At 47.6% G+C, this 13,064-nt stretch carries 9 protein-coding genes; 7 read left to right on the top strand and 2 right to left on the bottom strand.

Features of this window, described 5'->3' with window-relative positions:
• Positions 1–80 precede the first annotated feature (80 nt).
• The 6 genes from ACETMN_RS13065 to ACETMN_RS13040 all read left to right on the top strand — a co-directional run bounded on the left by ACETMN_RS13065 (position 81) and on the right by ACETMN_RS13040 (position 8,358).
• Positions 81–1,898, top strand: coding sequence for a sensor histidine kinase (locus tag ACETMN_RS13065; protein ID WP_341073005.1), 1,818 nt, complete (start codon positions 81–83; stop codon positions 1,896–1,898).
• The gene (locus tag ACETMN_RS13060; RefSeq protein WP_411736211.1) at positions 1,873–3,429 is read left to right on the top strand and encodes a response regulator; all 1,557 of its coding nucleotides are present in this window, start codon (positions 1,873–1,875) and stop codon (positions 3,427–3,429) included. Before ACETMN_RS13065 ends, ACETMN_RS13060 begins: the two co-directional genes overlap by 26 nt.
• 116 nt (positions 3,430–3,545) lie before the next feature.
• A complete protein-coding gene (locus tag ACETMN_RS13055; RefSeq protein ID WP_091016954.1) occupies positions 3,546–4,460 on the top strand; it encodes a carbohydrate ABC transporter permease in 915 nt (304 codons plus the stop codon).
• 5 nt (positions 4,461–4,465) lie between these two features.
• Positions 4,466–5,305 (top strand): carbohydrate ABC transporter permease, encoded by an 840-nt coding sequence (locus ACETMN_RS13050; protein WP_341073003.1) that lies wholly within the window; start codon positions 4,466–4,468, stop codon positions 5,303–5,305.
• Between the two features lie 39 nt (positions 5,306–5,344).
• Positions 5,345–6,673, top strand: coding sequence for an ABC transporter substrate-binding protein (locus ACETMN_RS13045; RefSeq protein ID WP_210107891.1), 1,329 nt, complete (start codon positions 5,345–5,347; stop codon positions 6,671–6,673).
• A gap of 29 nt (positions 6,674–6,702) precedes the next feature.
• Complete coding sequence (locus ACETMN_RS13040) at positions 6,703–8,358, top strand: MGH1-like glycoside hydrolase domain-containing protein (RefSeq protein ID WP_341073002.1); 1,656 nt, start codon at positions 6,703–6,705, stop codon at positions 8,356–8,358.
• Between the two features lie 171 nt (positions 8,359–8,529).
• On the opposite strand, the gene ACETMN_RS13035 is transcribed toward ACETMN_RS13040, so the two are convergent.
• Positions 8,530–8,874, bottom strand: a complete 345-nt coding sequence (locus tag ACETMN_RS13035; protein ID WP_341073001.1) for a hypothetical protein — start codon at positions 8,872–8,874, stop codon at positions 8,530–8,532.
• A 124-nt stretch (positions 8,875–8,998) separates the two neighbouring features.
• On the opposite strand from ACETMN_RS13035, the gene ACETMN_RS13030 reads away from it, so the two are divergent.
• Positions 8,999–9,421, top strand: coding sequence for a hypothetical protein (locus ACETMN_RS13030; protein WP_091016962.1), 423 nt, complete (start codon positions 8,999–9,001; stop codon positions 9,419–9,421).
• Between the two features lie 199 nt (positions 9,422–9,620).
• Here ACETMN_RS13030 and ACETMN_RS13025 read toward each other — a convergent pair whose 3' ends face one another.
• Positions 9,621–12,794 carry a bifunctional cytochrome P450/NADPH--P450 reductase gene (locus ACETMN_RS13025; protein ID WP_411736210.1) on the bottom strand — a complete coding sequence of 1,058 codons (3,174 nt, stop codon included), beginning with the start codon at positions 12,792–12,794 and terminating at the stop codon, positions 9,621–9,623.
• Between the last annotated feature and the right edge of the window lie 270 nt (positions 12,795–13,064).

Genomic DNA, 13,064 nt, shown 5'->3' with positions numbered 1-13,064 from the left:
GGCTGCGCATATCACGCAGTCTTTTTTATATTTTTATAATTAACCTGCACACAAGTTGACTCGGTAGAAGGAGGAAATCCATGTTCTTCTCTTTAAAAAACCGCCTGATTGCCTTTATCGTTGTCCTGTTTGTCCTCGCTTTTGGTACACTCTCCTACCTGCTCTTCAAGGAATCTCGCACGGTCATTCGCTCTTACATCGAATCCTCTGCTCTTGAGAAAATGGAGGAATACGGTTCATACGTAGATATGGTGCAGATGCAGATCTATGACGCCGCCTCTCTTGTTTTCAATAGTGATACGAGCAAAAACTGGGATAACGCGATCGGTGATCCGAACCTGCCGGAAGGAGAAAAGATGTTGGCCAACCTCGCGATGAGCCGTTTTCTCACTCAGGCAACCAACAGTTACACCAGTATCTCGGATGTATCCATCTATCGACGGAATGGACTGCGAATTGGCAGCGAGAATCAGGTAACATATGACCCTGCCTTTGTACAAGAATCCTGGTATACGAATTTCTACACGTTGGGGGAACGCTGGTTACCTGCACACACCGATCAACATGAACGTGTCAGAGATCATGGTAACCCGGTGGTCAGTCTGCTGATGCCCATTGGCACCTTTCATCATGCTACAGCGCAGAGTGTCATGAAGGTGAATGTCAGTGAATCCTATTTTCTGGAACCGCTCCGTCGCATACATCTTGCGGAGAATAGCACTATTTTTCTACTGGGCGAGCAAGGGAATCCCATTCTGTCACAGCAGGTAGACGCGTTAGGTGCTGTAGCTACCGCAGAGATCGATCGGTTTCGAAACAGCCCGCTCAAATCCGGTGTGGCATACCTCACCAACCATGAAGGACAGCGAGACATCCTTGTATTCAAGAAACTGGGGCGTACCGGCTGGATGTTGGCGGGTCTGGCACCGGAAAAGGAAATGTATCTTTCTCTCCATAAGCTTCAAAGCACGATTGTGGTGGTGACAATTGTCCTGATTCTGGTCTCCCTCTTGGCGGCTGCATGGTTATCCCATGGTGTAACCAAACCTTTGACCAGACTGGTGCTGGCGATGAGACAGGTTCAACGAGGGGCTTTTGACCAAGCGGATTCACTTCTGCCTCCAGATAAAAATGTAAAGAGTGAGATCAGTTATGTCATCTTTACCTTCCGTTATATGATCAGTCAGCTGCGGCAGCATATCCAGAATGAATTTGAACTGAAACTTCTTCGCCAGCAAGCAGAGTACAAGGCACTTCTCATACAGATTAATCCACATTTTATGTTTAATACTCTGGAGCTGGTAAGCAGTCTTGCCATTCAGCGCCGAACGGATGATACGGTTCAGGTCATTGAGGATTTGGGTAAAATGATGCGCTTTTCTATCAACACCAATGACGACCGTGTTCCCCTAACCGAAGAGCTGGATTATGTGCAGCGTTATATCTCCATTTTGCAGACTCGTTTCGGTCATAAGCTCGACATTTCGATAACAAAGGATGGCACACTGAACTCCGTGGTCATCATCAAGTTTATTCTTCAACCACTTATTGAAAATGCAGTGAAATACAGCTTCCAGCATCAGACGACAGCTCAGGTACAAATACGGATCAACCGACTGTATGATCGTCTGCATATCCGCGTTTCAGACAACGGACCGGGTATTCCAACAGAGATAATCCATAAAATGCATCACCCTGATGCTTCCCCCTCATTGGAATCCATATTGCTTAATGAAGGCTGGCATATTGGACTTGGCAATGTGATTGCTCGTTGCCGCCTGCATTATGGTGCCTTGTTCACGGTTCATATGAAGAACGATGAGAGCAGTGGCGCATGTATAGAACTGATTCTACCCGTACAGGAGGAATATGATGTACAACGTATTAATCGCAGATGACGAGATTGAAGTTCGCGAAGGGTTGAAATTGAAAGTCGATTGGCATGGCATGGGCTTTGCCATAACAGGAGAAGCGTCTAACGGGATCGAAGCGGATGAACTTTTACAATCTGAACATTTTGACTTGTTGATTACCGATATGAATATGCCTGTCATGAATGGCGTCCGATTATTGGATGTCTGCCGCAGTTATAATCCTTCCATTCAGATTGTTATTATCACGGGTTATGAAGATTTTCAATATGCCAGAGCAGGTGTCCGTAGCCAGGTCATGGATTATTTACTGAAGCCTGTAACCCGGGATGAACTAAAAGCCACTTTAGTCAAAATCAAAGCGGATCTGGATGAACAACGTAAAGTGCGAGGCGATTCCGAATTGTTGCAATGGCGACTCTCTCAGTATTACCGGGAAATGAAAGAACGTTTCCTTCTTGATCTCGTCAAAGGCAATCGCCTACCGCCTTCCTCCATGCCAGAACGGCTGAGATTGTTCCATCTCGAATCATGGCAGGATCAGAAGGTCTGTTTCATCACCGCCAGTATGAGTCACTCGGACAAGCAGGATCTTCGAGAAGATCGCTTACACGAGCACATGCATCTTCCTTTTGAGATGGTATGTTATGAAATCGCCCAGTCTGATTCAGACATTGTCCAGGTATTTCATGATCCGGCACACGCAGGGATCATGCATTTCATGACACCAGACGGTGTTCAACACGAATTCATCCAGCAGCTCGCGGAACTTACGGCATCCGTTTTTTCCATGAATATTAGGGTTGGGATTGGACGATCTGTATCTAGACTTGAGCACTGGAAAGAAGGTTATATCCGTTCCCTTCTGGCTTGGAATTCAGCTGAACGGGCTGGCAGCAGGCTGAACCCTCAGGCAGGAACAGACTATAGTCCATTACTGCCTGAAGAAACGATACGTACGCTGCATCGCTGCCTCATTCGTGGGGAACTGGACTCCTTCCGCAGCATCATCCACAAGGAGATTCACGAGGCATTCCAGCTCTCTCCCTCCCGAATGACACGAAGTATTTTTCAAATTTCACTGTTGATGGATTATCCTATGGCCCCGGAATGGATACTGTGGCTTAAGACGCCAGATCAAGCAGAACGCTTATTAATGCAATGGGCTCAAGACTTCCTGGGTCGACAACTTCCTTCGGAAAATGGGGATGGAACGGTTATAGAGTCAGCCAAGCGATATATCGAAGAGAACTATATGCAGGAGCTCACGTTGACGTTACTCGCTGAACGATTCAACTATTACCCTACCTATTTCTCCGAATTGTTTAAGGAAGGGGCAGGTACCTCTTTTGTTCAATATATGACGGGCGTTCGGATGAAACATGCCTTGCAACTGCTGAAGGATACTCAATTAACCGTATGGGATATTACTGAGCTGACAGGTTTCAGTTCGCCAAGTTATTTCAGTTCGAAATTCAAAAGAATGTTCAACATGAGTCCTTCAGACTATCGGTTGCAGCATTCCGAAAAAATCGATAACCATGATCCGAAGAAATAAGATTCAAGCTTCTCCCCTTCCCCGGTATGATGTGGTTACCAAGTGAACGCCGCATGCTGTAAGCGGATTCACAGTGGGTAACCATGAATTTTATCCATGCAGAAGGGAGGCACATGATGAAAAAACAGACCAAGCCCTTATACGGTCAGCAGAATACCACAGCCTACTTGTTTCTTCTGCCCTGGCTGATCGGACTCTTCTGTCTGACACTGGGACCGATGATTGCGTCCCTATACTTATCCATGACCAAATTCAATCTGCTGTCATCACCGACTTGGACCGGACTCAGCAACTATGTTCACATTTTTACCGAGGACGATACTTTTCGCAGGTCCTTGGGGCTCACATTTTATTATGTTTTTTTATCTGTCCCACTAAGGCTTGCCTTTGCTCTACTGGTGGCAATGGCGCTGAACAAAGGAATTCGAGCCCTCGGCATCTACCGGACCGTATATTACATCCCTTCCCTCTTGGGTGGCAGCGTCGCGATTGCAATCGTCTGGCGGCAACTTTTTGAGGGGAATGGATTGGTCAATCAGTTTTTAAGCTGGTTTGGTATCTCGGGACCATCCTGGATTGCGCATCCGGACTATGTAGTCTATACCATAATCACGCTATCCGTGTGGCAATTCGGATCTGCCATGGTTATCTTTCTTGCGGGTCTGAAACAGATCCCGGCAGACTTATATGAAGCTTCCGATGTCGATGGGGCGGGAAAGATACGTCAATTTTTCGGAATCACCCTGCCCATGCTCTCCCCCGTTATCTTTTTTAACCTGATCATGAGCATGATCAATTCATTCCAGGCGTTTACACCCGCTTACGTGATCGGAGATGGCCGCGGGGGTCCACTCGATGCAACAATGTTCTATACCTTGTACCTGTATCTGAAAGGTTTCTCGTTCTTTGATATGGGTTATGCTTCGGCTCTGGCTTGGATCATGTTGGTCATTATCGGAGTATTCACCGCAATCGTCTTTGTTACATCCCGATTTTGGGTGTTCTACGGGGATAATCAGGAGGGGAGGTAATGCATATGCCAATCAAACGACAACTGGTTCAGGCCGGGAGGCATGCCGCCATTATACTTTTCGGTCTGCTGATGTTATATCCTGTACTATGGTTAATTCTCAGTTCGTTTAAACCGAACCATCTCATTTTCACCAGTGGCAATCTTTTCCCAACCAGCTTCACGCTGGAGCACTATATTAACGGCTGGAAAGGTCTGCAGGGCATCTCCTTTGGGCGTTTCTTCGGCAACTCCGTTCTGATCTCGGTCATGAGTGTGCTGGGTAATGTGATCTCCTGTTCCCTTGCAGCCTTTGCTTTCTCCAGATTGAAGTTCAGATTCAAAGGGCTGTGGTTCAGCATGATGTTGATCACGATTATGTTGCCTTACCATGTTACTCTGGTGCCCCAGTACATTCTCTATAATGAGCTTCAATGGATTAATACGTATTTCCCGCTGATTCTGCCCAAGTGGCTCGCGCAGGATTCCTTCTTCATCTTGCTCATGGTTCAATTCATACGCGGTATACCGCGGGAACTGGACGAGAGTGCAACCATTGACGGTTGCGGGCAATCACAGATTTTTTTCAGAATCGTAGTGCCTCTGCTCGTTCCGGCACTGATTACAACAGCGATCTTCACCTTCCTGTGGAGCTGGGATGACTTTTTCAGCCAGATGATCTATCTGAGCAAAATTGATCTGTTCACCGTGCAGCTGGGCATCCGCTCTCTCTTCGATCCGTCAGGACAATCCGATTGGGGCGCATTACTCGCCATGTCTACCCTGTCACTGCTTCCCGTGACCATCATCTTTTTACTGTTTCAGCGATATTTCCTTGAAGGCATTGCGACAACAGGTCTGAAGTAACAACACGTTTCTCATTATCCATAGTCAGGGGGATTCACCATGTTCAAGCGTTTCATGATCGGTATAATCACTTCACTTTTGTTATTCGTAACAGCTTGCTCTGGAACAGACCATACGGGTGCTACTGATAATACAGACGATGGTAATAACAATGGAACTACCGAGGGCGGACAGGTCGAACTTCGCATCATGTGGTGGGGTGACCAGAAACGGGCAGATATTACGAATGAAGCCCTGAAGATCTTTCAGGCGAAACATCCGGACATTAAAATTTCAGGTGAATTTGCACCCTCCTCTGGATATTTCGACAAGCTGAATACCCAGTTGGCATCAGGCACAGCACCGGATATCTTTTTCCTCGGTGGAAATGTCGTTGATTATGCCAAAAAAGATGTCCTCCTTAACCTAGACCCATATGTTGGCAACGAACTGAATCTGGATGGTATGGATGAAACTATGATCGAATACGGACGTCTCGACGGGAAGCTGCAACATATTTCTGCCGGTGCCAACGCACGGGGAATTATTGTTAACAAGGCACTCTTTGAGAAAGCCGGCGTGCCTTTGCCAGCTTCCGATTGGGACTGGGCGGACTATGCCGCCATCAGCAAGGAGTTATCCGACAAACTCGGGGACGGCTTCTATGGAACCTATAATTTCACCGTCGACGGGATGGATATTTATCTAAAACAACGGGGTAAACAACTATATGACATGAAAAATGGCACACTTGGATTCGCCAAGGAAGACATTCTGGAATGGTTCCAGTATTGGGAAAAGACTTCGGCATCCGGCGGTGTAGTCACACCGGAATTGCAGGTATCCAACCCGCATGATGATACCAGTAAATCCCTGTTGATCACAGGCAAAGCAGCCATGACTCTACTGCCATCCAACCAGCTCGCTGCATTCCAGAGCTTGACGGAAGACCCTTTGGTTCTTCTCCCTGTACCACGAGGTCCTAAGGGAACGGGTGTTGTATTTGAGTCGAGTCAGGGATTATCAGGTTACGCAAATACCAAACATCCGAAGGAAGTGGCAATGTTAATGGACTTCTGGATTCATGATCCTGAGGCAGCCAAAATCCTCGGTAATGACCGCGGCGTGCCCGTTACGGAAGCCAATCGTACTCTTCTTCAGGAAGGTGCAGGCCCTGTGGAGGAGATTGTCTATAACTATACAAATCTTGTCTCTGAAGCTACGAAGACTGAACCTTTTGAGGTGAGTTACAATCCTCCGGGATTTGCAGAGTTCTCCAAGTTAGCTCAGACGACAAATCAAGAGATCGGATTTGGACGAAAAAGTGTAGAGCAAGCTGTCTCCGACTTCTATAACGGAACCGTTCGTATTTTTGAATCGAATCAATAACCAGAAACAGAATCTGTGAGGAGGAACATATGACAGAAGAGATACTGAATCGGCTGCGCAACATGTCGATCATGGATCAAGTTCAGCCTGTTAAACCGGAAGATCAGCAATTATTACAGGAATGGCATGCGTCGGGTGTCCGGTTTGCAGCATCGGGCGGACGAATGGAAGCTACGTATTATGCAGCAGTGGAAAAATTGCTTGCTTGCATCCTGCCCATGGGAGACAGCGATCCCATTTTACAAGAAGGTGGCATCTATCTGGGATGTTGGTTAGAGAGTACAGGTACCATCAATGCGGAGCTGCTGTCTCGCCTGCTTCCTTCCGTGTCCGAAACAACGTACCTCGCATTAGCCGAGCAGCAAAGAGATGATGGATTGCTTCCGTATAAACTTACGGCAAACGGGCCCTCTTTCCGGCAAATCCAATTGGTCACTCCACTGGCACGCAGTGTATGGAACCACTATCAGCTTCATGACAATCATGGCAAGCAGTCGCCTTTCCTGAGCACCATGTACAAGGCTATGGTTCGTTACGATGAGTGGATTGCCCGCAACCGTAATACCCGAGGAAGCGGCTGTGTAGAGGCCTTCAGTACGTTTGACACCGGACATGACTTATCCCCCCGGTTCTGGCATGTTCCGGATACACCTTATATGAATGATGCTTCTGCCTATCACCCGGATTCTCCAATTCTGCCTTTTTTGGCACCAGATCTGACCGCCAATATCTATTGTCAGCGCATGTATCTGTCCCGCATGGCTGAGGAGCTGGGGGAGTCGGGAACGGATTGGAAAGGCAAAGCCGAGTCCAGCCTGGAAAGTCTATTTCGTTATTGTTACGACGAACAGGATATGTTCTTCTATGATCGGGATCGCAATGACGAATTCGTCAGAGTGCAATCCGATGTGCTGCTCCGCGTGATGGCCTGCGAGGTGGGCGAGCGTGAATTGTTCGATAATCTACTGCGTCGGTACTTGTTGAATACAAGCAAGTTTTTCGCAAAATATCCTTTTACATCAATCTCAATGGATGATCCCCGATTCGATCCCTTTTCCTCCTATAACAGTTGGGGAGGCGCATCCAATTTTCTGAGTCTGATTCGGGCACCACACGCATTTGAGTACCATCATCGATATGTGGAGCTAACCTGGATAATGCAGCCTATCTTGTCCGCTCTGTCCAAAGATAAGCGTTTTGGTCAGGTACTCAGCCCATGGACCGGCGAACAAGGTTTTACCGAGACTTACTCACCTACTATCCTTTGTCTTCTCGATTATGTGGAGCGTTTATGCGGAATTATGCCTGTTGGATCGAATCAGCTCTGGTTTACCGGTCTACTCCCTATCGATATGGATCATGGCGAGGTCGTATCTGGCAACACGGCTTATAGCCGAAAAGTCAACGGAGTAGGATATGAATTGGTCAACACCCCTGATCGCATGACGGTATATCTGGAAGGCAAGGTTCATCTGGATGGCCCGTCAGGGATTCGACTGGTGACGGATCATAGTGGACATCTGGAAGGCGTAATTGGAATGAGCGTCCGCACCGTCGAGGGAGAGCTTTACTATCAAGGAAAGCGCATTCCGATTCAGATCAAAGGAAATGAAATGCAGCGTTATGCTGATGGAAATTTGAAAACCGAGCGCGATATTGGCATCATCTATCCTACGTATCGTTAATGGTTTGTATGCAAAAAGCGCAAGTTGCGGAGGTTTACTGCCCCTGCACTTGCGCTTTTCCCTTTTGCGTGTTTACATTTCTTTATTTCTTATTCATAAGGACACAAGATAGAAATTGACTGCCACTGCGGAAATCATTCTCGCTCTGGTTACAGAGGAGATGAGTTTACCTTACACCTTCCGTTGCCACGCCAGATGACGATAAAATTCAATCGTATCAATATAATTTACCGTGAACTGCTGCTCAACTTCTGACAGGTTCAACAGTTTTCGGTCGATTTGCTTCATCCCCATGACCACATCGTGCCTTAGCAGGTCCATCGCAATTTTGCCTACAAACCCGCCTTCCATCTCCTTATGCTTGGCACGGAACTCTTCATTGTAGATCAGTTCAGGTGTGAATGCCGCTTCGACGAATGCATTAACGAGTGTAAGCTCATTGCCATCCATCTGTACTGCCAGATAATAATTACCACGCTCATCCTGAATGAGGTCTTTATACATCTCTACGATCATTTGAATCACTCCTCTATTATAAAATGAAACCCCGTTAGCCGTAACGAACATGGGCTATCAAACGTACACCTTCCTACCCCGTTCCTTCATATACTAGGTACAAATGGCGAACGGAGGAATACTTATGAGCTGGCAGCATCTCCATACTGGAAAAACACTTCAGCAGCGCCTGGCACAACTCCAGGGGCACCTTGCAGAACTGAATACTCCACTCTCCGGGTTGGAACCGGGACGTATTCGTCGTGTCTATCCAAGGCAATTTATCAAAGTAAACCGTCAGTTATTCATTCCACTCAGTCTGAATTCCATTCGGGTATTTGATATTCCTCGAACACGGCGAGGCGTCCGAGTGGGAATCCGCACGACTTTCCCTTCCAGGAATGCATTTAACAATATCAGACTGGTGGGCGTGGGACTGGATTATCTTGAACTTCAGGGAAAAGGCAGAGTCCCTTCCCGTATTTTATTTCCTCTTTCCAGCATCGAGTCGATCTATCGGCCAACCACCGGAAGAAAAAACCTGAAACGGCCTTGCAGGCGGAAGTAAAGCTGGTTCTTTTCGCAAGCCATACAATGGTTCCCAAATGTCTGCATACGGGTGCTCCCTTCCAATATATAATTATAACCCATGCAACCACTCATCTGCTGAAGAATCATTTTATGTCAAAAAGCGGTGAGAACAGAACTGCTTCTGTATCTCACCGCTCAGCCAGTTAAGGATCAAGCTGACCCTTCACATGTGTACATCAGATTCCTGTCCATACATCCTTGGCATAACGACCTTCCTGCTGAAGCTGATTGAGCCAATCTTCTGCTTCCTTCGCGGACTTGCCATGAATATCAGCGTATGCCTGCTGGAGTGTAGCTTCCACATCAGGTGCCATCTTGCTGCCATCACCGCAGATATACAGATGCGCACCCTCTTCAAACAAAGGAATCAGATGCTGAGCATCGTCTCTCATCAGATGCTGTACATAACATTTCTCCTCCCCGTCTACACGGGAGAAGGCCGTATGAAGCTTCACAAGCCCTTCTTGCTGGGCTGCTTCCAATTCATTTTTGTACAGATAATCATGCTCGGGATTCCGGCATCCAAAGTACAGATGGGCTTCGCCAACCTCTTGACCTTGTTCCTTCAATACATGCCTTGCCTGCAAGAAACCTCGGAATGGAGCAACCCCTGTACCCGGGCCTACCATGATGACGGGAACCTGTGTATCCTCCGGCAGTTGGAACCCGGATTCCGGTGTCCGCGTGAACATCACGATCTCGTCACCCGACTTCAGGTTAGCCAGATAGTTGGAAGCAATACCTCTGTATTCTCCCTGTCCACTCCATGCCGGGGCACGCACAACACTGACCGTAATACTCGCTTGATCGGGTTGCACACGCGGTGAACTGGAGATCGAATAATATCTGGCTTTTAATGAAGGCAGTAATTCAAGGAAACGCTCAAAAGGCAGTTCACATGCCTCATATTTCACCAGATAATCCAGCATGGAGATCCGTTTATTCCGCACTTCATCCATATACACAGATTCATCAAGCAGCGCTTCAAGTTCCTTCTTATGCGGTGGACATACGGTGTATGCTGCCATTTCTCTCAACTGCGCACGAGTTGCCGCCTCCTGAAGCTCGACGCTATGACTGAGCAGATCATACAGGTTAACCGGTTGATGCAATGGTAGATGTGCGGCACTCCGACCGGATGCATCCAGAACGAGATGCTCCGTTCCGGTAAACCCGTATCGACGAAGTACACGTTCCACAAGTTCCGGTGGATTCTGCGGCAGAATGCCCAGGTGATCCCCTTCCTTGTAGGTTATGCCTTCAGGCAATTTAATCTCCAGGTGACGTGTGCTGCGTTCACTGCCCGCGTCGTGAAGCTCCCTGTTCTCTAGCACTTCTGCCACATGAGCATCATACGTATCCGCAAGCGGTGTTACGGCGAGCCCACTGACAAACTGTACAGATAGTGAACTGCGTTCGCTATTGGAGCTTGTGTTCAGTTTCAGTCCCATCGTTCGTGCGAGATCCGGCCATAATTGCTCTGTCCAATCCCCCACCTGTTTCTCGAAATCTCCACTGGCATCTGACTCACCCAGCGGTGATAACCGCTCTGCTCCTCTGGAAGATAACTGTTCATCGATTAAACGCGGAATACGCTGATAGGTGCTGGCCCAGTTGTGGTCACCGCATCCAAGTACGGCGAAACGCACACCTTTGAATTCATTGGCATCGGCGTGTTCAATCCACTCGACAAACATCTTGGCATTACTTGGCGGCTGACCGTTATAGGATGCACTGACAATAATGACGGCACCATCCTTTGGCAGTTTGCCAACACGATCATCCAGCGCAGCAACCTCACTGCGGAAACCCTGGTATCTGGCGGTATCCGCAATTTCACGAGCAATGCCTTCGGCTGTACCCAGATTGGAACCGTACAGAACAAGCATCGGTGTGTGGTGGGCATTCGCTGCATCCGGCTCCGTTCTTTTGGCAACCGGCTTCGGTTCTTCGACCGCTACACCTGGAACCGCCATGACGGGCTGGCCCCCACGCGCACGTACCCGAATGGTGAAGTTATCCGGTTTGAGCGTCAGCGTTTCTTTCACCTTTAACTGATAATCAGAATGATCGATTAAGTCAAAATGCTTCAACACCATGCCCAGTACCAGCGTTGCTTCCTGAAGTGCAAACTGCTGACCAATACAGGCCCGTTGACCATTACCAAAAGGTTTATAGGCATCATGCGGCACTTTGCTCGGATCTTCGAACCGTTCCGGGCGGAATTCCTCTACGTCGTCTCCCCAGGCTTCGCGGTCACGATGCAGCTTGGGAATAAGTACACTGACGCTGTCTCCTTTTTGCAAAGGATATTGACCCGCAAGTACCGTGTCCTCTTTTGCATACAGAGAAAATGCCGGGGCCGTAGGCCATAAGCGCAATGCTTCATTCAAAACCATACGAACGTACTTCAGATTGCGAACCTGGTTGTACGTGGGAACCGGATCTTTTAGTATCTGATCCACCTCAGCTTGAGCTTTAGCCAGCGTATCCGGATTCTTCATCAGATAATAAACGGCGAAGGATAACAGTCCACTTGTGGTCTCATGTCCAGCAATCAGGAATGTAATAATCTGATAACGGATATTCTCATCATCCAGCGTTTCTCCTGTCTCCGGGTCCTTGCCGCTGAGCATGTGGGACAACAGATCATCTGCGCCTTCCTGCGGTTTCTCTTTACGCTCGGCAATAATGTGATCCACCAAAGAGAACATGGAACGGATATCCTGTTCAAACTGTTTCTTTTTGGTGATCATCAGCTTGTCTTGCAGACGCAGTCGCTGCAATGAACTCATGGATTCATCCAATGCACGGACCATACTCGTAATGAATGGATGTGGTTCTTCCCGGTAGAAGCTATTAAACCGATAGTTGAACCCACAGAGTCCAATCGTGTCGAGCGTAAGACGTGTCATATCATCCGGAACGTTAACCGTCTCATCCGGGTTCAATCGTGACCATTTCTGAACCAGCTGCACAGCCAGATCAATCATTTTGTTGTGATATCCCTGCATGGCACGTTGACTGAAACTTGGCAGCAGTACGTTATGGGCTTTTTTCCAATTCGGCTCCTCGGTCCAACTCGTAAATAGCCCATCTCCTGCAAAAGCACGAACCTTCGCAAGGGGTGCCCACACACGTTTGTCGAATTTGGATTCATCCGTTACCTCGGCGACCAGTTTGTGACCGGAAATATACAATTCACTTCGCCCGGGGTACTCCATACGAAAGATCGGTCCATATTCTTCAGCCAGTTTCACCAGGGACTGCACCGGCTCTTCAAAGTTCAATTGCGGCAAATTGCCCAGTGGGCCAAATGTTTTTGGTTGAGGCACTGAAATTGGTGGCATGACACTCACTCCTTCTTTCCAAGTTAAGAGTTCTACAACTACAAAATAATGACTTGATTTACAGACGCGATTACACTTACTCTTCAGATCAACAGATTCAAGTTATTTTTTGCACTTTTTCATATTTCATCCAGATAACGATAAAGCCAACAAAGAACCAACTGACTGAAATGGTATATTGGTCATTTTTGAATAAAAAAAATGGAGGACTTCGTTATCTTCTTTTACCCTAACATTTCCAGTTCTAATCTTCAACAGTCCCAAAGTCAT

The sequence above is a fragment of the Paenibacillus sp. M2 genome (assembly GCF_046713495.1).
Taxonomy (GTDB): Bacteria; Bacillota; Bacilli; order Paenibacillales; family Paenibacillaceae; genus Paenibacillus; species Paenibacillus amylolyticus_B.
The sequence above is the reverse complement of the archived record's forward strand: the minus strand, read 5'-3'. Positions and strand labels throughout refer to the sequence as shown.